Genomic DNA, 26,251 nt, shown 5'->3' on the forward strand with positions numbered 1-26,251 from the left:
TTCCATGACTATTAGCGTGACCGATATCTTCTCCATCGGAATCGGACCGTCCTCCTCGCATACCGTGGGCCCCATGCGAGCGGCCACGGCCTTCTTAAAGTCCCTGCCATCGCATCCGGCCAAAGTTCACACGGAGCTGCGCGGCTCCTTGTCCGCTACCGGCCGCGGCCACGCGACCGATCGTGCCGTGATCCTTGGTTTGGCAGGCTGGAACCCGCTCACCGTTCCTCTCGATGCGGAGCCGCGCGCCGATGCTTTTATCCCCGCCGAAGGCTCCATCTCGGGCCCCGCGGGCGAGGTCGAGTATAGCATTTCCTTCAACAACGAACCGGTTCCCGAGCATCCCAATTGCCTCATCTTCACCGCGTGGGACGCTGACGGCTCTGTCCTGGCCGAAGGCGCTGAATATTTTTCTGTCGGCGGCGGCTTCATCCTTTCCCGAGAGGAATTTGACGCCGAGTTGGAAACCGATTCCGGTGTCCCTGCCGGCGTTGCCGCCGCAACCACGGAAGACACCGTTCCCTATGACTTCCAGTCGGGCGAGCACCTCCTCGATCTCTGCGCAGCTAACGAGATGGCCATCTGGGAAGTTGTGGCCGCGAACGAGGCCGTCCTGCACCGCAAGGAGGGTGGCCTAGACTATGTCTACCGCCACCTCGACCTCGTGTGGGACATCATGCGTGAATGCGTCACCGAGGGAATTTCCACCAAGGGCATCCTGCCTGGTGGCCTGCGCGTGAACCGCCGCGCACCGAAGATGTACCAACAGCTTCTGGACAAGCAGAACGATGAAGCCTGCGGCCTGTCCGCTATGGAATGGGTCAACCTCTACGCGCTGGCCGTCAACGAACAGAACGCCGCCGGTGGCCGCGTTATCACCGCTCCGACGAACGGCGCCTGCGGCATCATTCCTGCCGTGCTGCATTATGCACGTGACTTCATGGCGGATTTCACCCGTTCTGACGCTCGCCGTTACCTGCTCACCGCGGGTGCCGTCGGCATCATCATCAAGTCCAACGCCTCAATTTCGGGTGCGGAGGTGGGCTGCCAGGGAGAGGTCGGCTCGGCCTCCTCGATGGCCGCCGCCGGCATGGCTGAACTACTTGGCGCCACCCCGGCGCAGGTCGAAAACGCCGCGGAAATCGCCCTTGAGCACAATCTCGGCCTCACCTGCGACCCGGTGGGTGGTCTCGTGCAGATTCCCTGCATCGAGCGCAACGCCATCGGTGCGGTCAAGGCCATCAACGCCGCTCGCCTCGCCCGCATGGGCGAGGGCACTCACTACGTCACCCTCGACAACGCCGTGCGCACCATGGCCGAGACCGGCCGCGACATGCTCTCCAAGTACAAGGAGACCTCGCTCGGCGGCCTGGCCAAGACGATGGGCTTCAGCGTCTCCCAGGTGGAGTGCTAGACCAGTTGGCTTAGCTGCGTGACGACGTCCCCCACCGGGACGTCGCGCTGCTCGTGTGCGCGGAGGTCCTTGAGAGCCACCGTTCCGGCCTCAAGCTCCTGGTCACCTAGGACGAGGGCGAAACGAGCATTGGCGCGGTCTGCACCCTTCATCGCACCCTTAAGGCCGCGGTCACCAAAGGACATGTCTGCAGAAATACCTGCCTTGCGCAGGTCATTAATAATGACGGCCATTTTCTGCTTCGCCGCAGCGCCCATGGCGACGCCGTAGACGGCCACGCGCTCCTCGACGCCCTCGAGTTCCACGCCCTCTGCCTCCAGCGCCAACACTGTACGGTCTACGCCAAGGCCATAGCCGATGCCAGAGAGCTCCTGGCCACCTAGTTGGGACATAAGGCCGTCATAGCGGCCACCGCCGCCGATTCCAGACTGGGCACCGAGCCCATCGTGAACAAACTCGAAACACGTCTTGGTGTAGTAATCCAGGCCACGGACCATGCGCGGGTTAATCTCATACGCCACGCCCATGTCATCGAGCAAACCCGTGACGGTCTCGAAATGCTCACGACACTCGTCGTTGAGGTGGTCAAGCATGAGGGGGGCATCGACAAGCTGCTCTTGGACGTCCGGACGCTTGTCATCCAACACGCGCAGCGGATTAAGCTCAGCGCGGGCCTTCGTTTCTTCGTCAAGGTCCAGCTTGAACAGGAAATCCTGCAGCTTCTCACGGTAGGCCGGGCGGCATGCATGATCACCCAAGCTGGTGAGCTCCAGACGGAACTGGCTCAGACCCAGGGTGCGGTAGGAACGATCCGCCAGTGCGATAATTTCCGCATCCAAAGCAGGATCATCGACGCCGATGGCCTCCACACCCACCTGCTGAAGCTGGCGGTAGCGGCCCGCCTGTGGGCGCTCATAGCGGAAGAAGGGGCCAAAGTAGTTCAGCTTGACCGGCAACTGGCCACGGTCAAGGTTGTGCTCAATAACCGCACGCATGACACCCGCAGTACCTTCTGGGCGCAGGGTTACGGAACGATCGCCGCGATCCGCAAAGGTGTACATCTCCTTGGACACCACGTCCGTGGATTCGCCCACGCCGCGAGCAAACAAGGACGTGTCCTCGAAGACGGGGAGCTCGATATGTTGGAAGCCAGACAGATGCGCCTGGTGCACGAAGGTCTCACGCACCTTGGCAAAGACAGCCGATTGCGGCGGAACGTAGTCCGGCACGCCCTTGGGCGCGGACAGGGCTTTGAACTGCTTCTTATCACTCACGCCCTTTAGAGTACATCCCCCGCCGCCACCAGAAACGGATTAGTCGCGCGTTCGCGCCGCATCGTCGATGTCGGGCCATGACCTGGAAGGATGGCAAGGGCATCATCTAGCGCCCACACGGGACCACGGAGCGAGCGCTGCATCGCCGCATGGTCTGAGTGGGGTAAGTCTGTGCGGCCAATCGACCCCTTAAACAGCACATCCCCTGTCAAGGCCACATCTTCGGCAACCAGCATGACACAGCCCGGCGAATGGCCTGGTGCATGCGCAATCTCAAACTCCATCCCTGCCAAGGTCAACGTTTCGCCACCAATGAGGTCGCGCCGATCCGCAACCTGCTTCATCGAGGCTGCATCAAACAGTAACTGTGATTGAGGGGATACCCCGGAGCCGTCGACAAGCATGAAGGCGTCATCGGGGTGGATGTACACCGGAAGGTCAAACTCCGCGGCGTCCCTCGTGTGGTCAATGTGGCCGTGCGTGAGCACCACGGCTTCAAAGGTTAAGCACTGCTCCTCCGCGAGCTGTTCAAGGCGCTCTCGGGTATCCATGCCGGGGTCCACGATGAACGCACGGGATCCGTTAGCCACGACATAGGTATTGGTCTGATAGGGACCAGCAGCGAATCCGTAGATTTCTGGGGAGCTCATCTACTTCAGCGCAGCCAGAGCCGCGTCATAATCCGGCTCAGTCGTCACTTCCGGGACGAGCTCGGTGTAGACCACCGTGTGGTCCTCATCCGTCACAATAACCGCGCGGGCAAACAGACCCTTAAGCGGAGAGCCTTCCAGAACCAGGCCAAGCTTATCGGCGAAGTCAGAGCGGAAATCAGAGACGCTCACCACGTTCTCGATGCCCTCAGCAGCGCAGAAACGCTGTTGCGCAAAGGGAAGATCACGCGATACGGACAGGACGACCGTGTTGTCCAGACCTGCGGCCTTCTCGTTGAAGGTGCGCAGCTGGGCAGCACATACGCCAGTATCCACGGACGGGAAGCAAGACACCACGAGACGCTTGCCGGCAAAGTCGGCCTTCGTGAGCTCTTCCATGTCGGTGCCGACGAGGGTGAAGTCCGGGAGGGCCTCGCCTACCTTGGGAAGCTCGCCATTGGTGTGGGTGGGTTCATTCTTGAAATTAGTAGTAGCCATGACACCCGAGCGTACTGACGGGTGGGGCGGCGCGCCATAGAGAATGCTCATGCGGTTAAGATGAGTGGGTCGAAAAATCAGACCCCCTGTGGAGGAAACAAAGGTGTCTACCAACAGCCAGCGCATGGATGATGCGCTCAACCAGCTCGATCGCGAGCTGAAATCCCGCGACCGCAAGCAGAAGACCCGCCCGCTGGGCGTCGTCATCGCCGCGGCAGTCGTCATTATCGCCCTCGTTGGCGGTATTTGGTTCCTGGCAACGCGCTCGGGCGACGAAGAAGAGATCCAAGCCCAGGACAGCTCTGAGGTTGAGACCACCACCGAAGCCCCAACTGCCGAAGCACTCAGCGGCAAGCGTGAGAAGCCCTTGGACGAGACCGTGACGTGTGAGTACCCGGAGGCTGGCGACGCATCCCGCGAGGTCCCAACCCCGAAGGGTAAGAACATCCCGGCTAAGGGTGAGGTCACCGTGAATTTCGCCACCAAGCAGGGCGACATCGAGATGACCCTCGACCGTTCCCTAGCTCCTTGTACCGTCAACGCCATCACCGACATGATTTCGGCTAAGTACTACGACGACACCGTCTGCCACCGTATGACGCAGGGCGGACTTTCGGTTCTTCAGTGCGGCGACCCGACCGGCCAGGGCGCCGGCGGTCCAGGCTTCCAGTTCGCTAACGAGTACCCGACTGATGAAGCTGACGACGCCGCACTGGCGCAGTCTGCCATCTATCCGAAGGGTTCCATCGCCATGGCTAACGCTGGTGCAGACACCAACGGTTCACAGTTCTTTATCAACTATGATGACTCCGAACTGCCACCGGCTTACACCTACTTTGGCAACCTGACCGACAAGGGGCAGAAGACCATCGATGCCATCGCAGCAAAGGGCGTCAAGGACGACGCTCCGGATGGCGCTCCCGCAGAAGAGGTCCGAATCACTAAGGCGACCATCAAGAGCTAAGCTTTCACCCCCGATACGGTGATTCACCCCCGCTCACCCTGGGTGAGCGGGGGTTCCTTGTGTGGAGCGGGGGCCTCCCCGCCGCTACTGAGAATTTCTTAGTGTTGAGCTGTTGCTTTACCTCGCCTTAACCGCACCTGTCGCATGCACATTTGGAAACCGCAGCTCACACGTAGCGGGCAGCTTCTACACAGAGTAAAAAACTTTTTGATTATTCTCTTGCAAATCGAGGACAGGCTCAGTAGCATCTGTGAGGTCTTTGAAATTCCCGAGAACACAAAGGAACGAGAATGAAGTTCTTCTCCCGCAAGGCGCTCGTCGCAGCTGCTACCGCAGCGACTGTTTCCCTGACCGGTGTATCCGTCGCGTCCGCTGAGACCACCACCGAGGAGACAAGCACCACCGTCGCTGAGACCACCGCAGATGGCACCACCTCCGAGACCACGACCACCTCCGAGACCACCTCCACGACCTCGGAAGCACCTTCCAAGACTGCAGAGCCCACCCCGGAGAAGAACGAAGAGTCCTCCAGCGAAGAGGGTTCCTCCAGCACTGACATGAAGCCGAGCGAGATCCGCGACTGGATCGCTGTCTTCACCGCTGTTATCGGCGCTCTGGGCACTGCCTTCGCATTCTACGACCGCTACTTCAGCCCGAACGCCAAGAAGTAATCTTCTCATTCACCCCAACAAAGATAGGACACTCACCATGAAGTTCTTCTCCCGTAAGTCCATCGTTGCCGCTGCTACCGCCGCAACCATCGCTTTCTCCGGTACCGCTGTTGCTTCCGCTGCTCCGGTCGAGGAGTCCGGCTCCTCCAGCGACATCTTCTTCCTCTCCTCCGACGACGAGGGCAACGTAAGCCCGAAGGAGATCCGCGAGTGGATCAAGGTTGTCACCTCCATCATTGGCGCCATGGATGACGCAATGCGTCTCGGCGACAAGCTGGCTGGCAAGTAAGGCCTTAAGCCTTTTCTCCCCCGCTCCGTGCGGGGGATTTTTTCGTTTTCGAGTTGCGGGGTTGGTGGGCCTGTTTTAAGCTTCGTGGCCATGGGGGTACTAGAAACCTACTTCCACTACCGCAACTCGGGGATCGCGCTAGTGGAACAAGCCACCAGCTCACCCGATGAGCTCCGCGCGCTCGGCGCCGACCCAGCCGATGCCACTGAGCTTTCCCACCTCCACCGCACCTACTTCGGGCAAACCCGCTTCACCGGCAAACAACGCAAAGCACGCACCGCCGCGATGGCACAACAACATAGCCTTAGCATTCTCACCCTGATCGAGTCCTACACCGCCAAAGTCAAAAAAGACCTCGATGCCTGGAACCTACGCATCAAGCTTGCCGGCACCCCCGCCCACAAAATCCGCCACGTCGCCACCAAGCTTTTAAAGGAGCTTAAGTCCAAGCGCACCGCCAAACCCGGAGTCCGCTTCACCTACCGCTCTAAGGGACCTAACTCCATCACCATCACCGACGCCCCGACCGTCATCGCCGACATCCGCGGAACCCTAGAATCCGTTAATAGAACAAACCTGTTTGATGCTGCCCGCACCGTCATTGTCACCGGTGGTATTGGCACCAAACCCGCCGTACATGCTCAAGTCGTTGTCACCCTCAACGAGCTCGACCAAATCATTAACGGTGATGGGGAGGAAATAGAACTTAACCTCACCAACGGCGCACGCATGACCGGGGAAGAATTCTTAGCCCACAAGTTTGCCGAGATTGGCTACGCCACCATCATCCACCCCCTTGAAGGCCCAGTGAACTCTTATCGGATTAAGCGGCATGCCAGCTGGAAACAACGCATCAGCCTGGCTGCCGAATTCCAAACCTGCTCTAGGCCCGGCTGCAACAAACCAGCTGATTACTGCGAAGTCCACCACCTCATCCCCTGGCAGGCAGGAGGATTCACCAACCTCAAAAACCTCACCTTCCTATGCGCCTACCACAACGGCATTAACGACGATGACCCCAAACGCCCCACCGGGCGTGGTTACATGTTCCGACTGAACACCGGGGTGAGCTACATCCCACCCTGGGGTGCACCGATAACCGCCATGCCCGAATACCAAGAAGCCACAACCAGACTCGCCGCCGAACAAACAACAGGACAAGCCACAGGGCAACCACCCGACCCACCGGGTGCAGGCTAAACGCTCGCAATTAGGCAACGCGAGCACCGGAACGCCAAACCACGCACCCGCACCGCAACGCTGAAACCCGCCAACCACACCATGGTCAGCGGGCACTTCAGCGATCCCACAGCTAGTGGAGGCACGCGCAGAGACGGCGAAACCCGCCAACCAGAGGAGGTTGGCGGGTCCGTCGGTATTCGCTACAGCTCCCCTAGTTGTGAGAGTCGTCCTCCTCGACCTCTTCGATGCGCTCAGAGCCAAGGACGTCTTTGAACACGGAGGCGTCGACAAGCTGGCCTCGTCGGATGACTGAGATATGGCCTGTGGGTTCCAGAATCATGAGCTGGACGTCCGTACGACGGCCGAGCCCTGCCTTACGCACCGCTGAATTTACATCACGATCCGTGATGTGAGCGAAGGCCATATTGTCCTCTTGCAGTTCTCCCTTATAAACGAGGAGCACTGGGCGACGATCGATGAACTTCGACCACCTAACGAACTGGCGGAAAGTACCAAAGGCTGCCTCAAGCAGCATGAGAGTGAAGAGGCCGATGACGCCCGCAGCCAGCGTCGGTGGATTTCCCACGATGACTCGCCCCGCCACAGCACCGAACATAATGATGATGACCGCATCCGACGCAGTCATTGAAGTCAACACGCGGCTGCCAAAGAGTTTGACCAGAATCATGAAGGCTAGATAAATGCCGAAGGTTGCAACCATCACCACCGGAATGCGGTGAGGTTCAATACCGAGCTGGTACATCGCTTCGCGTCCAAAAAGCCTCAAAGTTTCCACGGTGCTTAACCTTACCTTTCCCTGGCAGCCACGCATGCAAAAAGCCCACACCGAAGTGTGGGCTCACTGCGTTTAACGATCTAGATGTTGAACTGCTTGCGCAGCTCCTCAATCATCTGCTGGATCGGGGCCGGCAGTGCGGTGGTGACGAAGCCGACGGTGGCCAGAACAGTCGCAATAGCTGCGGCCACTGCGGTGGTAATGCCAAGACCCAGGCCCAGGCCAAAGGAGGAACCATCGAATTTGGAGCTAGCGTCCTTCTTCGGCTCGGTGGTCGGCTTCGGGGTCTCAGACGGCTTCGGGCTCTCAGACGGCTTCTCGGTCTCCGAAGGCTGTTCCGACTTCTTCTCCAGAGCGATCGGCAGTACTGCCTCGGTGCCGGCATCGGTGGTGATGGTCAGCTTCTGGTCTCCCTCGAGGCCCTCCGGCAGAGTGAGCTTGACAGTCGCGCGGCCACGCTCACCGAAGCCCTTGTCGCCTTCCTGAGCAGCGTTGTCGATGTCAGCCTCAGCCTTCACATCACCGAGAGCAACGGTAACCTTCTTTGCCTGCGGCTCCTCCTCATTGGAGTAGTTGAGGGAGGACAGGTCGATGGTGATTTCCTCGCCAGCCTTTAGCTCACCGGAAATGTGGGCACCAATCTGGCCCTGGCCGGTGCGCACCTTCGACTCGCCAGAAGCGATGTAGTCAATCATGGCCTGGGTATCCATGTAACCGACGTCGTTACGGTTCTTGATCGAACCCGGCACGAAGAAACCGTCACCGCCTTCCTCAGTATCGCTCGAAGCAAGGAAGGAAGACAGAGCAACGGTGTAGCTCTTCTTCGGGTCGATAGGCTCGCCGTCGATAGTGACAGACTTGACGCGCTCGCCCTGCTCAGCCTTGTGGTCATAGACCACGGAAACATTGCTGGACAGGCCCAAGGCCAGACGCGGGCGGGACTGACCCGGCTTCCACTGATTCTCCAGTGCCTTGATGAAGTCTTCGCCGCTAACCTCAGCCGTGATGACGGAGTTGCCGAACGGCTGGACGGCGAAGATGTCCTTGTAGGTGACGTCGCCTTCCTTGAGGTCGGCACGAACACCACCGGCATTCATGACGCCGAGGTCGATTTCCTTGTTGGTCTGCTTCGACAAAGCGTAGCGCTGACCATCAGCAATGAAGTTGTTGAGGGTGGACTCCACGCCGCGGTTGGTACCAGTATCTTCACCATCGTTAGAACCGCGGTACATTGCCTTTTCAGTGGTGCCAGCGGTCTTGGAGCCCTCTTCGTCGGCTACCTTCTTGGCCTCGGCGACGACGGAGGCAACCTCTGCATCATCCTCCAGCCCCTTGAGAAGTTCGAAGGTCTCTGCATCCGCAACGTCGTACTGGGTGAGATCGACCTTGGTGATCTTCTTCTCTGCCTTGTCGTAGGTGATGTCGGCGTCGTTCAGCACCTTGCCGTATTCGTAGCCCTGTGCCCAGTACAGCGGCAGTGCGCCCTCACGGGCGACCTCGCCCTGGGTCTTCACGTGGGTGTCGCCGCCGAAAAGCAGGTCGACGTCCTTGTTGAAGCCCTCTGCAAACTGCTGTGCGTCCTCGTGCATGAGTGCGACAACAACGTCGGCCTCGCCGGATTCCTTCAGACGGGTGGCTTCCTCATTCGTAGCCTCCACTGGGTCAGTGAACTTAACGCCTGGGATGGCAGCGGCGGATACCTTGAACTTGGTGTTCTCAGTGACGGTGCCGACGAAGCCGATCTTCACTCCATCGACTTCCTTCACGAAGGAAGGCTCGAGGAGAGGCTTGCCGTCTTTGGTCACGTTCGCACCGATAATCGGGAACTCAGACTCCTTGACGATGCGGTCCATCAGGTCCTCAGTGCCCTTGTCGAACTCGTGGTTACCCACGGCAGTGACATCGAGGTTCATGGTGTTGAGGGCCTCGTTGGTGTACTTATCCTCAGAAATAGCCGATACGAAAGCGGAGCCGCCCACGTTGTCACCGGAGGACGTCAGAGCGTACTCCTGGTCTTTGTTGACGTACTTGATGAGGGCAGCCATGCGGGCAGCGCCCATCTCGGTGTAACCGCTCAATTCCTTAGTGTCCTTGTCAAACTTCTCAGCCAGCTCGAGGTGGCCGTGGAAGTCAGTGAAGTTGGTGACGGAAATGGTCACCTGGTCGGCCTCAGCGGCGAACGCAGGCGCGCCAGAGACGGCAACGGCGGTAACGGTGGTGGCGGCCAGTAGCTGACCAAAGCGACGGAAATTCACGGGAGTCTCCTGGGTATGAGAGGAATCTTACTCTCGTGTTTATAACGCATCGGTCACAATGACGCAGTGCTTCACGACGCCTCCACCAGCCCCTTCACTCAACATTCATCCACGCGTTACCCAGGAGACAGCAAGGGTTTAAGCTCGCCCCCCTGACGGGGGTGAAGACCTATGCGGTTACGCGGTAAACGTCAAAGACGCCTTCGGTATTGCGCAGCGTGGTCATGAGCTGGCCGAGCTGCTTGGTATCAGAAACGGAGAAGGTAAAGCGAACGGTGGCGATGTGGTCGTCTCCACGGTTGGAGGTCATCGACAGCACGTTAAGGCTCTGATCGCTGAAGATGCGGGTGAGCTCGAACAACAGGCCCTGGCGGTCCAAAGCCTCGAGCTGAAGAGTAGCGGAGAAGGCTCCCGAAGACTTCGGGCCACCAGCCCACTCGACCTTCATCATGCGTTCCGGTTCGGCCTTCAGCTTTTCAGCGTTAGTGCAATCAGCGCGATGGACAGAGACTCCCCCGCCGCGGGTGACGAAGCCGAAGATGGCGTCGCCAGGCACGGGCTGGCAGCACTTGGCCAACTTTGCCATGACATCGGGGCTGCCTTCGACGAGGATGCCGGTGCCGGCAGCAGAATCCTTGGTGTGTTGTGCACGGGAGCTCTCAATCTCGCTGAGCGGGGTGCGAGAGGCCAAGGCATCGACGGCGTCGTCCTGATCCCCGAAGAGCGCCATGAGCTGGTTGGCTACGTGCTGGGCTGAAACGTGGCCGGCACCAATCGCGGTGTAGAGCGCATCGACATCTGGGTAATGCAGCTGTTCGGCCACCTGCTTCATAGAGCTGGCCGTAAACAGACGATGCATGGGAAGGCCGCCGCGTTGAACTTCGGCGGCCAAAGCGTCGCGACCTGCCTCGAGGTGTTCCTCGCGGCGTTCCTTGGCAAACCACTGACGCACCTTGGTCTTCGCGCGCGGGGAGACAAGGAAATCTTGCCAGTCGCGCGAGGGGCCCGCGTTGGGGTCCTTGGAGGTAAAGATCTCAACCTTGTCACCGGATTTCAGCTCGGACTCCAGAGCTACGAGCTTGCCGTTGACCTTGGCGCCAATGCACCTGTGCCCCACCTCAGTGTGCACGGCATAGGCAAAATCCACGGGAGTCGACCCAGCAGGAAGGTTGACCACATCGCCCTTCGGGGTAAAGGCAAAAATCTGCTTGGCGGTGAGGTCATACCGCAGCGAGTCAAGGAATTCGTTAGGATCGGCGGCTTCCTTCTGCCAATCCAGCAGCTGGCGCATCCACGCCATCTGATCCACTTCTTCCTGATGGCCCGAATTCTTGCCCTTAGTTTCCTTGTAGCGCCAGTGCGCGGCCACGCCGAACTCGGCGTTATAGTGCATCTCGTGCGTGCGTACCTGGACCTCCAGGGTAGAACCACCTGCGGCGATCACCGTCGTATGGAGCGACTGGTAGACACCAAAACGCGGAGAGGAAATGTAGTCCTTAAAGCGGCCGGGAAGCGCCTGGTAGAGCGAGTGAACCACACCGATGGCGGCATAGCAAGAGTTGATGTCATCGACCAAGATTCGGATACCAACGAGGTCGAAGATCTCCGCAAAGTCACGCCCGCGCACAATCATCTTCTGGTAAATCGACCAGTAGTGCTTCGGGCGGCCCATAACCTCCGCCTCAATTCCGTTCTCTTTCAGAGCCTGGCTCACCTGGGCCTTAATCTCTTTGAGGGCGCGGTCGCGGGAAGGCGCTCGGTCGGCCACCATGCGCACGATCTCGTCGTACTTCTTCGGGTACAGGATGGCGAAGGCCAAGTCTTCCAACTCCCACTTCACGCTCGCCATACCCAGGCGGTGCGCCAGAGGAGCGATGACATCAAGAGTTTGACGCGCTTTCTTCGCCTGCTTCTCCGGCGGCAGAAAACGCATCGTACGCATGTTGTGGAGGCGATCGCACACCTTGATAACGAGCACGCGAGGGTCGGTTGCCATCGCGACGATCATCTTGCGAATCGTCTCCGCCTCTGCAGCGGCGCCGAGGGCAACTTTGTCGAGCTTCGTGACGCCGTCGACAAGCCGAGCAACCTCCGGACCAAAATCGCGCGTTAAATCCTCAAGCGAGTAGTCCGTATCTTCCACGGTGTCGTGCAGCAAAGCCGCAGCCACGGTAGTGGTATCCATACCAATCTCCGCAGCAATAGTCGCCACGGCCAAAGGATGGGTGATGTAGGGCTCTCCCGACTTACGGAAGACCCCCTCATGAAGACGCTCCGCTGTGGCATACGCATTATTGAGCATCTCTGCGTCCGCCTTCGGGTGAAACTCCCGATGGATAGACATCAGCGGATCGAGCGCCGGGTTAATCTTCACCCGGCCACCGGTCAGGGACCGTGCGAGGCGTGCGGACATGCCGCGCACTCCGCTCGGCCGCCACGCAACTTTATCCTGCTTCTCAGTCATGTATGCCTTTCGCGAAGTAGCTTAGGCATACAAGCCTAGTCCGCCGCGCCCATCTGATTCAGCACAACCAGCGGTTTTCCTTCAAGGCGCGCGCGTCCCTGCAGCCCGTTGACTTCCAGCACGACAACATTGCCAGCGACCTCTGCCCCAGCGGCCTCAAGCAACAGCTTGGCGCCGTAGAGGGTGCCACCGGTGGCAAGGACATCGTCGACAAGCACGATGCGCTTGCCCTTGATGTCGATACCACTGTCAGGAATCTCCAGTGCCGCACTGCCATACTCCAGCTCATACTCTTGGGTGAGCACTGGCGGCGGCAGCTTGCCCTTCTTGCGGATGGCCAAGATTCCCATGCCAAGTTTGTACGCCACAGCAGATCCAAGAAGGAAGCCGCGAGCATCGAGGCCACCCACCATGTCGGCGCCGAGATCCTCACAGGCCTTGGCCAGACCATCAACCACTGCAGTGAAGCTTTCTGCATCCGCTAAAACCGGCGTCAAATCTTCAAAAAGTATGCCTTCTTCCGGGAAGTCTTGGACAAGGCGAACCTTGTCTTTCAAAGCTTGTGCTGCTGCAGCGTAAATCTCGCTCACGACTCTTCCTTTGCTTCGGTTTCTTCGTCTTTGGTGTCGGCCCAGCGGTCGAGGTTCCATCCGATGCCCGCAGGGCCAGTGTAGGGCACGACGCCAGTGACAGTGCGATCGACAATAAAGGTACGCGGCTGAGCGGCAACCGGAATAGAAGGTAATTCCTCCCACAGACGTTGTTCCAAGTCATGGAGGGAGCGGGAATTCTTCACGCTTGAGTTCGGCGCGGGATACTCATGCATCGGATCTACAGCACCGAGAAATACGTCGATGCCCGGCAGGCCCGTCGTGGGATCGGCATCCAAGTGCTCGCGGGTAACTCGATCACCGGAGCGATCCTCGATCGAGATGCCAGAAGGCTCACACACAGCGCGCAGCTCCTCAACCATGGCCGCATAGCGCGGGTTAGGAGCGAGATACCCCACCCCGATGGTGGTTCCGGCCAGCCCTCCGGCAATGCTTGGCTCCACCGGCACCATGGTGAGCGAGGCCATCTGCGCCGCCACCGGATCATCGTGGCGCACGGTTCGCACCGTCACCGGCGGAACCTCCACCCCAGACTGTCGGCTCGCAGCTTCCGCCAGCCGCGGAGCATCAACACACGCGGCAAAGGCCTGGCGAGCCCACGGCTCTGCCAGGACACCGTAGTCAGAAAAGGTCAAGGTGTCGGTCAATGTTCCAACCATCGGCGTCACATCGAAAGGATTCCCCTCCGCGTTGCGATCCAGCCATGCGGGATCCTTAAGATGAGATTCGGCAACACGGAGCTCCCCAGACTCGCGGAGAGCGGCGGCATCGGCCGTATCCGGCCAGACAACGACCGTGTCGAGTTCGGGTTTATCACCGTAATACGACTCGTTGGCCTTGAGCACGATGGCCCCCGACTCCTCAACCTTGTCAATGACATAGGGACCAAAGGATACTTGCAGTTCAGGGTCAAAATGACCAGGCTCAGTGGAAAAGCCTTCCCGCCACGTGTTGGCCACGTCCACCAACACGCCGGGGTCTTGAGAGTGCAAGGCTGCGTTGAGCTCTTCCATGCTCATATCGACTCGGCGCGCGATGGTGTGTGCCGGGAGGACAGTGCCGGATCCGAAGAGATAACGCCACCGCGAACCGGAGTCAGGCTGGAACCAGACCGTGAACTTCTTCGAGCCTGGTGCACACTCGAGCGCCGCAATATCGTTCATCAGCGGCAGATGCGAGCCAAATGTCTCGCTCAGCACGCCCGCGGTGAAAGTCAGAAGGTAGTCATCACAGGTCACGGGGACGCCGTCGGAGAAACGCGCCTGCTCGGTCAACGTGAAATCAACATGCGCTCCGGGGTGCTCGGCATCTGCTGGAAAATATTGGGCATCGGCAAGATCAGAATTAGGGATGATCTGACCCGCCGGTCCGGGGACGTACATCGAGGGATAGATGCGGCTCGACAGCTGGGCCGCACCGACCGCTTCACCCCAGTGCGTAGCGGCGTTGGTGCTGGCAAGGCGGGCATCGGTGAGGAGGCCGAAGTCGGGGGTTGGGGGGACGTCGTCAAGCGCTGCTTCCTGGGTATCCCCGCAGGCGGAGGCGGTCACCGCGATCGCGAGCAGTGCCGCCCCTAGTGAGCGTCGCACGGCTTAGCGTCCTGGACGCCAAGAGGCGCTGCCGGTATCCTCGCTGCGCGGCTGAGACGGTGCCGCCGGAGACGTCACGGTGCGCACGGCCTTATCAGACGTGTGAGCACCGTTGGCAATTGCCGGACCAGCTGCGCGGTAGTCCGCAACAGCGGCATTGTGCTTCTTCACGCTCTTACGCTGGTTGGCCAAGGTAACCAACAGCGTGGTGGCGAAGAAGATAGAGGAGAAAATGCCCTCGATGACGCCGATGAACTGGATCAGGGCCAAGTCGCGCAAGGTACCGATACCCATCAGCCAGATGGCGACGACGAACAGCGCAATAATCGGCAGCGCAGAAATAACCGAGGTGGAAATCGAACGCATCACAGTTTGGTTGATGGCCAAGTTGGTGAGCTCCGCGTACGTCTTCGATCGCTGCCCCTCCAGCCCGGAGGTATTTTCATCAACCTTGTCGAAAACGATGACCGAGTCGTAGAGGGAGAAGGTCAGCACGGTCAACAGACCGATGATAACTGCCGGAGAGACCTCAAAGCCGAAGAGGGCATAGATGCCGGCGATGAAGACGCCGTCGAAGATGAGGGCCAGGATGGCGGCAAAAGCCATGTCGCGCTGCAGGCGCACGGCCACGTAGATAGTCGCGACTGCCAAGAAGATCGCCATGGCGATAATCATGCGCTTTGTGATGGACGAGCCCCACGATTCCGACACGGTAGAGGAACCGATAGCGTCAGGGCTTGGCTTGCCGTTCTCATCCTCGACCTGGAATTTCTCGAAGATTGCCAAGCGGGCTTGGTCGACCTGTTCGTGGGAAAGTCTCTCAGAGGTCACTTCCAGAGTCTCTGAGGAGCCAGCGCCAACGATTTGCACAAGCTCCGGTTCAACGCCGGTAGCTTCGGTGAACGTCTCCTCCACCTGTTCAGTGGTGAGGTCACCCGCTGGCATCGACAGCTTAGTGCCGCCCTCGAAATCAAGGGACAGAGTAAAGCCACGGAGTGCAATCGCCAGAATCGAGGCAACGAGGAGTACACCGGCAATGGTGTACCAGGTCTTGGAACGACCAACGAAATCGAATCCGCCCTCATCCTCATAGAGGCGGTCCATGCGGGAAATCTTGCGGGTGGTGGTATCGACAGCCATGGTTTACTTCTCCTCGTCCGTAGCGGCCGCAATGGGCTTGGCGACGCCCCTCGGGGCATCACCAGTAGCGGGCTTCTCCGTGTCCGCCTTCTTGGCGTAATAACCGCGCTCGCGGCGCTCTTCCACCAGGTTGTAGATACCGCCAAGACCATTCATGGAAGGCTTGGCGTACACCGGGCGACGGCCAATAATCTGCATGATCGGAGCCATCACCAGGAAGGAAACCAGAAGGTCGAAGACCGTGGTCAAGCCCATGGTGAAGGCGAAGCCCTTGACCTCACCGATGGCTAGGAAGTAGACGACGACGGCACCGATAAGGGTCACGGCGTTACCGGTGACGATGGTCGAGCGTGAGCGCTCCCACGCAGTGCGTGTAGCCGAGCGGAAAGTGCGGCCTTCCAGCAGCTCATCCTTGATGCGCTCGTAGTACACCACGAAGGAGTCGGCGGTCGCACCGATACCGATGACCAAACCGGCCATGCCAGAAAGGTCAAGGGAGTAACCAATCCAGCGGCCCAGCAGGACCAGGGCGCCGTAGGTCAGAATGCCCGTCACAATGAGCAGGAACAGGGAGACCCATGACAGGAGGCGGAAGTAGTAGACGGCGTAGGCGGCCACGAGAATGAAACCAACAATGCCGGCGATAAGGGCGGCATCGAGGGCAGCCTTACCCAGGGACGGCGGGACGGTCTCCACCGTGCCACCTGGCTCGCCGTTAGCGCCAGTGAAGGACAGCGGAAGCGCGCCATAACGCAGGTTATTGGCCAGGTTCTGGGCTTCCTCCTGGGTGAAGTCACCGGTAATGGAGGTCGCGGAGCCCACCGGGGTGGCCCCCTGGATGACCGGGGCGGAAATGACTGCGGAGTCCAGGGTGATGGCGACCTGCTTCTTCAGGTACTCCTGGGTGAGGTCGGCCCAGGTCTGCGAACCGTTGGGGCCGGTGCCCGTCTTGAACGCAAAGCCAATCTCCATCTGACCAGTCTGCGGGTTAAGGCCTCCGGTAATCGGCGCGTCAGTGTCGATTTCGTTACCGGTAAGGCGGGTGCCCTTGGGGTCGGTGATGCCCGCCAGCAGCGGGGCCGGATTCAGTACATAGGGCTGCTGGTTGGAGTAGTCACACGCCACCAGCGGCTTAGCCGGGTCGTCCGTGCCCGCCAACGGGTCGGTTTCAGCGTCACACGTCAACAGGCCAAGCGCTGCGGTCTGGGCGGTCGGGTCCTCGGACTGGCGGTCCTTGAGGAGTACGTCATTGACCTCATCGCGGCGCTGGTTCTCCTCGACGGAGTTAGCCGGCTTCGGCAACGGCGTGTCGCTGACAGTCGGAGCCTTGGACTTCTTCTCGTCCTTCTTTTCTGCATCCTTGCCTTCGGCCGCGGCGGCTGGATCATTCGCCGAGTTGAGCGCTTCATGGATGGAGGCCAACGCTTCATTGGCGTGCTCAGGCGTAGTAATGCCGTACTTGACCCAGCGGTTGGCCATGTCGGTCATCGTCTTCTCAAGTTTCTCCAGTTCCGGCATCGGCTGCTCGCCTACCGGACGGAACAGCAGCTGGGAAGTCTGTCCCACTGCCTGCGCCTGGGAAGCATCCTCTCCTGGCACGGTGATGACCAGGGTGGAGCCGTTAATGACAACCTCGGAGCCGGACACGCCCATGCCGTTGACACGCTGCTCAAGGATGGTGCGGGCTTGCTGCAGCTGGTCCTGGGTGGGCTCGTCGCCCTGTGGGACGAGGGTGACACGGGTACCACCCTGAAGGTCGATGCCCAGCTTTGGCGTCGCCGACTTGTTGCCGGTCAAGAAAATGAGGGCATAAATCACAATGACAATGAGCGCAAAGAGCGCCAGAGCGCGCTTGGGCCATTGCCGTTGGCTGGTGCTGACACCACCACGTTTGGATGCGGACACAAAGATCTCCTGTGTTGTGAGGAACAGGGCTAAAACTCAAAGGTCATGACGGCGATTGCTACAGCGTAGCCGAGGACTTCACCGCACTATGACTAAAGCACAGTCCATCATCGTACGTCATAGACCGCCGAATCCCTTAACAGACTTAAGGTGCGGCGCTCATCATGTGACGAGCACAACTATTTCTTAGAGCTTGGGGAAGCGCTCGTCGGCATCGTCGGCCACCGAGCCCTCAGTCTCCGAAGAGCCCTGGGAGACTGCTGCGGAGCGAACAATCGCCATCGTGTCGAACGTCATTACGGTGCCATCTTTGACTCGCAAATCAATCTGTTCACCGTGGGTTTCCACCACGGTGCCGTGCAGTCCACCTGCGGTGATGACGTCCTGACCCGGAGTCAGAGAAGACTGCAGCTCCTTCATTTGGTTCTGACGCTTACGTTGCGCGCGCATCGTCATGAAGCTCGGTAGAATAACAAGGACGGCGAGGACGAGGAGTAGAACTAGTTGAGTACCATTCATAGAAGGCTAGTGTGCCAGAAATCCCACCGAACGGGCCAATCAAAACAGGCCGCCGCCTAAGGCTCCGTCCGGAGCTTCAAGGCCTAGGTGCTGCCACGCAGCAGCAGTCGCCACACGTCCGCGCCCAGTGCGGGAAATCATGCCCGCACGAACAAGGTAAGGCTCGCAGACCTCCTCAACCGTGGATGGCTCCTCACCTACCGCAATAGCAAGAGTATTCACACCGACAGGTCCTCCCCCATGGCCTTTAATGAGCGCCTCAAGTACCGCACGGTCGAGGCGGTCGAGCCCGCGTTCGTCCACGTCGAAGACTTTCAAAGCACCTTGTGCGGCAGCCACATCGATGTGCCCATCACCATTGACCTCAGCGTAGTCCCGCACACGGCGCAGCAGGCGGTTTGCAATTCGCGGCGTACCACGGGAACGCGAACCAATCTCCACCGCCGCATCGCTATCGATATCGACGTCCAAAATGGTGGCAGCGCGTGTAATCACCTTGGTGAGGTCCGAGGTGTCGTAGTACTCCATCTGCGCGGTAAAACCGAAACGGTCACGCAACGGCCCGGTGAGCATACCGGCACGGGTCGTGGCACCCACGAGAGTGAAAGGAGGAATCTCCAACGGAATAGAGGTTGCACCTGGCCCTTTACCCACGATGACATCGATCCGGAAATCCTCCATCGCCATGTAGAGCATCTCTTCGGCTGGGCGCGCAATACGGTGGATCTCATCTATGAAGAGAACATCACCCTCCATCAAGTTGGACAACATCGCCGCCAAATCACCCGCGCGTTCCAGTGCAGGGCCGGATGTCATACGCAGGGACGTGCCCAGCTCCTGGGCGATAATCATCGCCATCGTCGTCTTACCCAGACCGGGCGGGCCCGACAGCAAAACGTGGTCGGGCGTCACACCACGATTCTTCGCGCCATTGAGCACCAGTGACAGCTGCTCCCGTACCTTGGGCTGGCCGATGAACTCGTCCAGGGACTTGGGGCGCAGCGAGCGCTCAATGTCATGCTCGCCCTGCTGCTCGGTAGCATCCACGTCCTGATTGCGCGCCGGTGGCGCGGTGAGATCAAGGCCATCGGGAAGCTTGAATTCAGTACGTTCTACATCGGACATTCCTGCCACTCTCCTACTTCTTAGCGCCCAGCTGGCTCAGCGCTGCACGCAAAACCATTGGCGTGGCGGCATCAGGCTGCTCGCTCGCCACGGCTTCCACGATGGGGCGCGCCGCTTTGTCCGTGAAGCCCAGCCCCACGAGCGCCTCCACAACGTCGTCTACGACAGGTCCGCTGGCAGCTGGGGTGGTGGCCGGTGAGACGCCGGAAAGCGCCGGCGTAAACCCCGCCACCTTGTCCTTCAGTTCCAGTACGAGGCGCTGCGCCATCCGTTTGCCCACGCCTGGGATCTTCTGCAGCCTCGCAGACTCCTCCCCCGCGATCGCCTGGGCCAAGTCACCAGCGCCCATCACGGACAATGCCGCAAGCGCCAGCTTCGGCCCCAAACCAGACACGGTTTGCAAGACGTGGAACATGTCGCGGTCATCTGTACTTGTGAATCCGTAGAGGGTCATGGAGTCCTCTTTGACCACCAGAGTCGTCATCACCCGCGCTTCCTCACCGCGCTGCAGGGTACCCAAGGTAGCCGGCGTAGCCAGCACCTTGTAGCCCACGCCCGCGCATTCAAGCACGACGTGATCGAGCTGGATATCGAGTACAGTTCCGCGCAAGGATGCAATCATGACTCTTCCTTAGTTTCTCGTGGACGGTGATGGGCGGGACACGGATGCCGTACGCGGCGAGGAACCCCGAACCCCGCTTGTACGGGCGCCGGCCCCCACTCCGGCGCTGGGATCGCTACCGTTTACCCATGCTAGGGCAGGCGCTCTCCAGCAGTGGCACACCGCCAACGCCAAAGCATCGGCCGCGTCCGCGGGTTTAGGGGCTTCGCTCAGCCCAAGAATACGGGTAATCATAGCCGTCATCTGTTTCTTATCTGCGCGCCCGTTGCCGGACACAGCCTTTTTGACTTCAGACGGCGTGTACATATGCACCGGGATGTCCCGCTCAGCTGCCGCAAGAACAAGGACGCCCACCGCGTGGGCGGTCTGCATAACCGTGGACACTTCACCACGTTCGAATACGCGCTCGAGAGCCACAACGTGCGGCTGATAGTCATCCATCCATTCCCGCACAGCCACCGAAAGGCGCTTAAGACGCTCCCCCAAATCCTTGTCACTGGGCGTGCGCACCACGCCAACGGCAATGGGGATAACTGCGCGACCACGCCCTGCTTGCACAACCGACAAGCCGCAACGCGTGAGCCCCGGGTCGATGCCCATGACACGCAAACCCTCCAGGTTCATCGCCGCCTCCTTGCCGTTTACTACCACGAGCTAGTGTACACACACGTGTTCTAGTTCGGGCAACGATACTGACCGGCCCCAGAGGATTCAGCCGCGCAGGCGTACAGTGGCCCGCATATCTGCACATTCAAAAGAATTGTCAGAATTCATCCGATCCCGCCACTCCCCACGAGAATTTTTGCCGGACCCCATTCCGACTGACGTCATTGAGCAGGTGCTTATCGACGCCCAATCCGCCCCCTCCAATTCCAACACCCAGCCGTGGAACATCCACCTCGTAGGTGGCCAGACGCTGAAGGACCTGAGCGCTGCTCTCATCAAGGAGTTCGACACCAAGGGCATCACTCCGGACTTCACCACTGACTACGGTGAGGGCGTTCACCCCCAGCGCTCGCAGCAGCTCGCCGCCATTACCTTTGGCAAGGCCGACGAGACCAGTCCGGTATTCAAGACCGATCCGGGCCGCGCGCCACTCTCGGAAACCGTGATGGTGCACGGCATCGACGGCCTTAGCTTGGCGTAGCTAGGACGCACCTCTAGTCAGCATCGAGCTCAGCGACGACCTCATCGCTGAGATCCATGTTGGTGTACACGTTCTGGACATCGTCAGAGTCCTCGAGCGCGTCGATGAGGCGGAAAATCTTACGTGCGTCATCGGCCTGCAGCGGCACCTCAACAGAGGCGCGGAAGTCGGTATCGGTGTCATCGACCTCAATATCGGCTTCTCCCAGAGCCTCGCGCACAGCCGGAATATCACCCGGGGCGCAGGTAATCTCGAACTTCTCGCCGTTATCCTTGACTTCTTCTGCACCGGCTTCCAGTACGGCGAGGAGAATGTCATCCTCGCTCTGCTCGCCCTTCTCTACGAAGACAAGGCCGGTGCGCGAGAACATGTAGGCCACAGAGCCCGACTCACCCAGGTTGCCGCCGTTCTTGGACATCGCCGTGCGAACGTCGGTAGCAGCGCGGTTGCGGTTATCCGTCAGGCACTCGATGAGCATGGCCACACCATTGGGGCCATAGCCTTCGTACATAATGGTTTCCCAGTCGGCACCGCCAGCTTCCTCGCCGGAGCCACGCTTGCGGGCGCGCTCAATGTTGTCATTCGGAACCGAGGCCTTCTTGGCCTTCTTAATCATGTCATCGAGGGTGGGGTTTGCCGCGGGATCGCCGCCGCCGGTGCGTGCCGCGACCTCGATGTTCTTAATCAGCTTGGCAAACTCCTTGCCACGCTTGGCATCGTTAGCCGCCTTCTTGTGCTTGGTAGTTGCCCATTTGGAGTGGCCTGACATGTCATCCCTTTCGACGTGGATGTGTGAAACTGTTGCAATTATACGGCCCCACTGCCGCCCCCATCACACGGGGTGCCCCGCTTTTTACACGTTCTGCCAGTTGCCGTTCGCTGTCGTTGCGTCGACATCATCTCGAAGGGTGCGGGTCAGCCCTTCTTGCATGGCCACGGCGACGAGCTCACCGCGCTGGTTGAAAATCTTGCCTTGCGCCAAGCCCGTACCCGTCTGAGCCGACGGCGACGTCTGGGAATAAAGCATCCACTCATTCGCTCGCACAGGACGCAGGAACCAGAGCGAATGGTCCAAACTCGCCAACTGAATGCGGTCGCCTTGATGTGGGAGGAGCGCGGTGCGGATGAGTGTCATGTCTGACATGTAGAGCAGGGCCGCTTGGTGAAGGGACTGGGGGGCGTCGGCAAGCAAGGCCCCTGTGTTGCGGAACCAAATGTGGCGGAAACCCGCGCCCGTCGCTTCCGCGGCGGCGGCATCACGATCGTCCTCCGGAACTAAGCGAACGTCCCAATCCTCCCATTCCTTGAGGATAATGCGAGTGGAATAGGGTGATTCCGTGATAGTTTCCGGGGCGGGAACCACGGGCATGGGGTCCTGGTGGTTCGGCCCAGTGTCGCCTGATTTATGAAAACTGGCGATGAGCACAAAAATGAGCCGTTCGTCCTGATAGACGCGCACATGCCGGGTGGCAAAAGAGCGCCCATCGCGCACCCGCTCCACGCGGATAGTCGTAGGCTGGCTGGAATCGCCAGGGCCCACAAAATAGCAGTGCAGGGAATGAGCGAGCTTTCCCTCGACGGTGAGCTGCGCAGCATGAAGCGCCTGCGCCATCGTTTGGCCACCAAATGTTCGTTCAATGTAGGAGGGAACAACGGGGCTGCGGAACTCAACGTCGCTCACCTGCTGAATATTTACCGCCTGAGCCACCGATGCCATTATCCACTCCTCACTTTCAGACCTTTATGGCACGTGCCACACTAACTTCGCCCATACTACTCATAGGCTGGTCTGCCCCCGGATCATGCGTAGTATGTTCCGCATGACTTCAACCACTCCGCATAGCGTGCACCGCGTGGCCGCCTACCTCGAGATGTTTACGTGGTCGCTGCTCATTGTGTCGATGATCCTCAAGTACTCCGGCACCACCGCAGCGCTAACCCCCTTTGCAGGCGGTATCCACGGCTTCGGCTTCCTGTGCTTCCTACTCATGACGGCCCTGGTGTGGATTAACAACCGCTGGTCATTCGGCGTCGGAGTCCTTGGCCTCGTGGTCACAGTCATCCCGTTTGCCGCGCTTCCCTTTGCCATCTGGGTGTCCAAGCGCGGCCTCGTTGACGGCCCGTGGCGCTTCACTGATGATGCTGAGCCGCACGGTTTCTTCGACAAGATTCTGGCGCAAGCTGTTCGCCACCCAGCTCGCACTGCCATCATCGGCCTCCTTGTCGTAGCCATCGTCTTTAGCGTCCTGCTAATGCTCGGCCCACCCGTCGATGTCGAGTCCGCCATTGAAAATAATCGCTAAAGTCCCTGCTGTATGGGCCGGCTGGACTGCGGCCAGGGTCCTCCTCATCGCCTTACTCCTCGGCAACACCATGCCCGCAGGGGATCTCTACTACTACTTGGAAGGCGTCTACGGTGAGGATCCCTCCGCCATGACGGAGTATCCACAGCCGGGAACGTGGCCAACCATTATCCTCGCGTGGCTTACGGGTGATAACGGCGACACGTATCGCGTGGCGTTTACGCTCATGATGCTGCTTGCTGACGCCCTCTTCCTCGCCCTTCTCCTTCGCAACAATCACCAACGGCGGTCTGTTTTTGCGGCCGCGTGGTTCTGGGTTTTCTTTGGAACGGCAGTCGGCCATGTCTTTGTCTGGCGCCTCGATTTGTATCCCGGGCTACTCGTTGCAGGTGCTGGTGCTCTGCTCGCCACTCGGCCCCGCATTGCCTCTGCTCTTTTGGCCTGGGCCACAGCGGTCAAACTGTGGCCGGGTGTTGTGGCCGCGGGCTTGGTCGGCCGTTCGACCTCGCGGTCGTCGTGGCAGCGCCTCGCGTCCTTCTTCGGCGCTTTCCTCGCGATCTGCGCGGCGGTCGCCTGCTTCAGCGGTGTGGAACGGCTGTTCTCTCCCCTGACTTATCAGGGCGAGCGGGGCCTGCAGATTGAATCCCTCGCCGCCACGTTGTTTGTCTATCGGGCTCACCATCATCCAGGCGTGTGGGAGATGAACTACGCCGCCTCCAAGAGCTATGAAATCACCGGACCCGGTGTGGAGACAGCCCTAACCTTCAGCACCATTGCTCTAGCATGCGTCCTGGTGTGGATACTGGCCGTGGCTGCCGTGCGGTTTATTCGCGGCGGGTGGGATCCTCGTTCTACCGTGGTTTTCTTTCTTGCCGCCATTGTCCTGCTCATCGCTACAAACAAGGTGTTTTCCCCGCAATACATTGTGTGGATCGGCCCTATTCTCGCCGTAGCTATCCGCGTGGAAGTGCCTCTAGAGTCCGAGGCAGATCGGCGCCTAGCGCCACAGCGCACTGTTCTGAGAACCAGCATGGCTGCTCTCACTATTGGGGCAGCAGCGCTGGGAGCATACATTTACCCCTATGGCTACGATTATGTGTGGTTCTACGTGGGCGAGCAGGCTGCCCCCGTCTACGCACTCGTTGCTCGCAACGTGCTTATCCTCATCATGGCCGTCGTCGCACTTGTTTGGCACCGCCTAGAGTTTGGCGCCGCACGGATCGCAGAACGAGCGCCGCAGGTGGCTTAGACCTCTATCTGGTTGAGCTCAAAGAACTCCGGAAGCTTTGCCGTGCCACCCAATCGCAGCCACTTCACCGCCGGACGCAGGCGCAGCGCACGAGTATCGCTCACCGCCTCGTTGTAGAAGCGGTGAGCAAGATGGATGCGCCCTTCGGCGTCGGCAAGCAACGCGGGGAGTGTGTCAAAACGCTGCGCAAGCGCTGTGGACAGCTCACGTTCCCGAGTCGTGCGCTCATCGAAGTGACCTTGGACTAGCTCCGTGGACTCAGCACGGCTAGCGAGCGGCGCCAATTCGGGGGCGAGCGCACTCACCACAGCTGCACGTCGATCCAGAGTCGCCTCCAGTTGTGCCAAGGCCGCATCAGTGCGGATATGGAGGGAATTGAGGCGCTGGGCGGTAAACAGCGCCCACATCGCGATGATGATCACCACGGCCAGAATGATGACTAGTTCAATGGCCACTTATTTCACCCGAACCTTCGTGCCATCAGCGACGGTTTCATACACACGCATGACCGCGGCGGCGACATGATCCCAGTCATAGTCACGCGCGCGTTGAGTACCCGCTTGCGTCAAGGCGGCGCGCCTGTCTGGGTTCCTCACGAGTCCCTCCAATACCCGGGCCAAATCCGTGGCGTCACCATTCCGGAAGAGCACGCCAGCAGGTTCCTCGGACTCGCTGTTGCACACCGCCGCGAAGGCCTCCAGATCCGAGGCCACCACCGCACAGCCAGCAGCCATGGCCTCCACGAGCACGATGCCAAAGCTCTCACCTCCCGTGTTGGGCGCGACATAAATGTCCGCCCGCCCCAGGATGGCTGCCTTTTCTGCATCACTAACGCGCCCCACGAAGTCCACGCCGGGAACGGTGCGCGGGTGCCCGCCCCCCATGACGGTTACGCGCACCTTGTCGGGAAGAAGAGTAAGTGCTTCGAGGAGAATGTCCAAGCCTTTTCGCGGTTCATCGAGGCGCCCCAAGAACACAATCTCCACAGGCTTCTCGCTGTCCACGTCGTCCCAGACGCGTGCGTTGGATTGTTGACGCTCACGGGCATACACCGACGTGTCCACGCCGTTTGGAATGAGGACGGGGTCACCTCCGAGTTGCTCCACCTGCCAGCGACGCGCCATCTCCGACACCGCAATCCCTCCCCGGATCTTCTCCAGGTACGGACGAAGGAATGGCTTGGCGAGGGTCAAGATGAGTGAGCTGGAGGCCGAAGCGTGATAGGTGGCCACGATAGGCCCGTGAACCATGGCCAAGGCCGCCATGGAGTAGCTCGGTGAGTTCGGCTCGTGAATGTGCAGGACATCAAAGTTCCCCTCACGGATGAAGCGCTTGATGTTGCGGCCAACGTGCGGTCCCATGGCCAGTCGCGCGACGGAGCCGTTGTACGTCAGAGGGATCGCCCAGCCACCCTTACGCACAAAGCTGGGCACCTGCGTGCTTGACGACGCCGGCCCCAGCACCTCCACATCATGGCCCTGTTCGATAAACACTGTGGCCAAATCAAGGATGTGGGCCTGAACGCCGCCCGGCTCGTCGAAAGAGTAGGGGCAGACAATACCGATCCGCATGGTCGTCTCCTCT

General features: G+C 59.8%; 26 protein-coding genes. 8 read left to right on the forward strand and 18 right to left on the reverse strand.

Annotation, left to right across the window (positions count from 1 at the left end; all coding sequences use genetic code 11):
• Positions 1-4: 4 nt before the first annotated feature.
• Entirely contained in the window at positions 5-1,414 is a 1,410-nt protein-coding gene (locus HMPREF3149_RS06375; RefSeq protein WP_070537162.1) for an L-serine ammonia-lyase, read from the forward strand.
• Here HMPREF3149_RS06375 and hisS read toward each other — a convergent pair.
• The 3 genes from hisS to tpx are packed head-to-tail and all read right to left on the reverse strand — an operon-like array spanning position 1,411 to position 3,836.
• Positions 1,411-2,688, reverse strand: coding sequence for a histidine--tRNA ligase (gene hisS, locus HMPREF3149_RS06380; protein ID WP_070537163.1), 1,278 nt, complete (start codon positions 2,686-2,688; stop codon positions 1,411-1,413). The two genes, HMPREF3149_RS06375 and hisS, sit on opposite strands and share 4 nt — an antisense overlap.
• A gap of 5 nt (positions 2,689-2,693) precedes the next feature.
• The gene (locus HMPREF3149_RS06385; protein ID WP_070537164.1) at positions 2,694-3,338 is read right to left on the reverse strand and encodes an MBL fold metallo-hydrolase; all 645 of its coding nucleotides are present in this window, start codon (positions 3,336-3,338) and stop codon (positions 2,694-2,696) included.
• Positions 3,339-3,836, reverse strand: coding sequence for a thiol peroxidase (gene tpx, locus HMPREF3149_RS06390; RefSeq protein ID WP_070537165.1), 498 nt, complete (start codon positions 3,834-3,836; stop codon positions 3,339-3,341). It lies immediately after the preceding gene.
• Positions 3,837-3,939: 103 nt separating this feature from the next.
• Between tpx and HMPREF3149_RS06395 the strand changes: the two genes are divergently transcribed.
• From HMPREF3149_RS06395 to HMPREF3149_RS06410, 4 genes are all read left to right on the forward strand, one after another.
• Complete coding sequence (locus HMPREF3149_RS06395) at positions 3,940-4,800, forward strand: peptidylprolyl isomerase (RefSeq protein WP_070537166.1); 861 nt, start codon at positions 3,940-3,942, stop codon at positions 4,798-4,800.
• A gap of 290 nt (positions 4,801-5,090) precedes the next feature.
• On the forward strand, positions 5,091-5,471 hold the full coding sequence (locus HMPREF3149_RS06400) for a hypothetical protein (protein ID WP_042531092.1): 381 nt from the start codon (positions 5,091-5,093) through the stop codon (positions 5,469-5,471).
• Between the two features lie 37 nt (positions 5,472-5,508).
• On the forward strand, positions 5,509-5,760 hold the full coding sequence (locus HMPREF3149_RS06405) for a hypothetical protein (RefSeq protein WP_042531094.1): 252 nt from the start codon (positions 5,509-5,511) through the stop codon (positions 5,758-5,760).
• Positions 5,761-5,850: 90 nt separating this feature from the next.
• A complete protein-coding gene (locus tag HMPREF3149_RS06410) occupies positions 5,851-6,960 on the forward strand; it encodes an HNH endonuclease signature motif containing protein (protein ID WP_070537167.1) in 1,110 nt (369 codons plus the stop codon).
• 193 nt (positions 6,961-7,153) lie between these two features.
• On the opposite strand, the gene HMPREF3149_RS06415 is transcribed toward HMPREF3149_RS06410, so the two are convergent.
• The 11 genes from HMPREF3149_RS06415 to ruvC form a co-directional block, all read right to left on the reverse strand.
• Positions 7,154-7,705 carry a DUF421 domain-containing protein gene (locus tag HMPREF3149_RS06415; RefSeq protein ID WP_070537168.1) on the reverse strand — a complete coding sequence of 184 codons (552 nt, stop codon included), beginning with the start codon at positions 7,703-7,705 and terminating at the stop codon, positions 7,154-7,156.
• A gap of 113 nt (positions 7,706-7,818) precedes the next feature.
• Entirely contained in the window at positions 7,819-9,993 is a 2,175-nt protein-coding gene (locus HMPREF3149_RS06420; RefSeq protein ID WP_070537169.1) for a bifunctional metallophosphatase/5'-nucleotidase, read from the reverse strand.
• Between the two features lie 169 nt (positions 9,994-10,162).
• Entirely contained in the window at positions 10,163-12,457 is a 2,295-nt protein-coding gene (locus HMPREF3149_RS06425) for a RelA/SpoT family protein (protein ID WP_070537170.1), read from the reverse strand.
• Between the two features lie 35 nt (positions 12,458-12,492).
• The gene (locus HMPREF3149_RS06430; RefSeq protein ID WP_042531101.1) at positions 12,493-13,047 is read right to left on the reverse strand and encodes an adenine phosphoribosyltransferase; all 555 of its coding nucleotides are present in this window, start codon (positions 13,045-13,047) and stop codon (positions 12,493-12,495) included.
• Positions 13,044-14,657: an ABC transporter substrate-binding protein gene (locus tag HMPREF3149_RS06435; protein ID WP_070537171.1), complete on the reverse strand. Its 1,614-nt coding sequence runs from the start codon at positions 14,655-14,657 to the stop codon at positions 13,044-13,046. The genes HMPREF3149_RS06430 and HMPREF3149_RS06435 overlap by 4 nt, the downstream gene beginning before the upstream one ends.
• 3 nt (positions 14,658-14,660) lie before the next feature.
• Entirely contained in the window at positions 14,661-15,797 is a 1,137-nt protein-coding gene (secF, locus tag HMPREF3149_RS06440; RefSeq protein WP_042531105.1) for a protein translocase subunit SecF, read from the reverse strand.
• Positions 15,798-15,800: 3 nt separating this feature from the next.
• On the reverse strand, positions 15,801-17,702 hold the full coding sequence (secD, locus tag HMPREF3149_RS06445; protein WP_070537172.1) for a protein translocase subunit SecD: 1,902 nt from the start codon (positions 17,700-17,702) through the stop codon (positions 15,801-15,803).
• Positions 17,703-17,888: 186 nt separating this feature from the next.
• The gene (gene yajC / locus HMPREF3149_RS06450) at positions 17,889-18,221 is read right to left on the reverse strand and encodes a preprotein translocase subunit YajC (RefSeq protein WP_070537173.1); all 333 of its coding nucleotides are present in this window, start codon (positions 18,219-18,221) and stop codon (positions 17,889-17,891) included.
• Between the two features lie 39 nt (positions 18,222-18,260).
• Positions 18,261-19,346 carry a Holliday junction branch migration DNA helicase RuvB gene (gene ruvB, locus HMPREF3149_RS06455; RefSeq protein WP_070537174.1) on the reverse strand — a complete coding sequence of 362 codons (1,086 nt, stop codon included), beginning with the start codon at positions 19,344-19,346 and terminating at the stop codon, positions 18,261-18,263.
• 13 nt (positions 19,347-19,359) lie between these two features.
• The gene (gene ruvA, locus HMPREF3149_RS06460) at positions 19,360-19,968 is read right to left on the reverse strand and encodes a Holliday junction branch migration protein RuvA (RefSeq protein ID WP_070537175.1); all 609 of its coding nucleotides are present in this window, start codon (positions 19,966-19,968) and stop codon (positions 19,360-19,362) included.
• 9 nt (positions 19,969-19,977) lie between these two features.
• Positions 19,978-20,592: a crossover junction endodeoxyribonuclease RuvC gene (gene ruvC / locus HMPREF3149_RS06465; protein WP_070537176.1), complete on the reverse strand. Its 615-nt coding sequence runs from the start codon at positions 20,590-20,592 to the stop codon at positions 19,978-19,980.
• Between the two features lie 136 nt (positions 20,593-20,728).
• Here ruvC and HMPREF3149_RS06470 point away from each other — a divergent pair, with 136 nt between their 5' ends.
• Positions 20,729-21,115, forward strand: a complete 387-nt coding sequence (locus HMPREF3149_RS06470; RefSeq protein WP_246819956.1) for a nitroreductase family protein — start codon at positions 20,729-20,731, stop codon at positions 21,113-21,115.
• Between the two features lie 13 nt (positions 21,116-21,128).
• On the opposite strand, the gene HMPREF3149_RS06475 is transcribed toward HMPREF3149_RS06470, so the two are convergent.
• Both HMPREF3149_RS06475 and HMPREF3149_RS06480 read right to left on the reverse strand, forming a co-directional pair.
• Positions 21,129-21,884 (reverse strand): YebC/PmpR family DNA-binding transcriptional regulator, encoded by a 756-nt coding sequence (locus tag HMPREF3149_RS06475; RefSeq protein ID WP_042531118.1) that lies wholly within the window; start codon positions 21,882-21,884, stop codon positions 21,129-21,131.
• 84 nt (positions 21,885-21,968) lie between these two features.
• Positions 21,969-22,832, reverse strand: coding sequence for an acyl-CoA thioesterase (locus HMPREF3149_RS06480; RefSeq protein WP_070537177.1), 864 nt, complete (start codon positions 22,830-22,832; stop codon positions 21,969-21,971).
• Positions 22,833-22,935: 103 nt separating this feature from the next.
• On the opposite strand from HMPREF3149_RS06480, the gene HMPREF3149_RS06485 reads away from it, so the two are divergent.
• Entirely contained in the window at positions 22,936-23,418 is a 483-nt protein-coding gene (locus HMPREF3149_RS06485) for a DUF3817 domain-containing protein (RefSeq protein ID WP_070537195.1), read from the forward strand.
• Complete coding sequence (locus HMPREF3149_RS06490; protein WP_070537178.1) at positions 23,402-24,667, forward strand: glycosyltransferase 87 family protein; 1,266 nt, start codon at positions 23,402-23,404, stop codon at positions 24,665-24,667. Before HMPREF3149_RS06485 ends, HMPREF3149_RS06490 begins: the two co-directional genes overlap by 17 nt.
• Here the strand turns inward: HMPREF3149_RS06490 and HMPREF3149_RS06495 are convergent.
• Positions 24,664-25,122, reverse strand: a complete 459-nt coding sequence (locus tag HMPREF3149_RS06495) for a hypothetical protein (protein ID WP_070537179.1) — start codon at positions 25,120-25,122, stop codon at positions 24,664-24,666. The genes HMPREF3149_RS06490 and HMPREF3149_RS06495 overlap by 4 nt on opposite strands.
• Positions 25,123-26,238: a glycosyltransferase family 4 protein gene (locus HMPREF3149_RS06500; protein WP_070537180.1), complete on the reverse strand. Its 1,116-nt coding sequence runs from the start codon at positions 26,236-26,238 to the stop codon at positions 25,123-25,125.
• Positions 26,239-26,251 lie beyond the last annotated feature (13 nt).

The organism is Corynebacterium sp. HMSC05E07 (genome assembly GCF_001807225.1).
GTDB classification, from domain to species: domain Bacteria; phylum Actinomycetota; class Actinomycetes; order Mycobacteriales; family Mycobacteriaceae; genus Corynebacterium; species Corynebacterium singulare.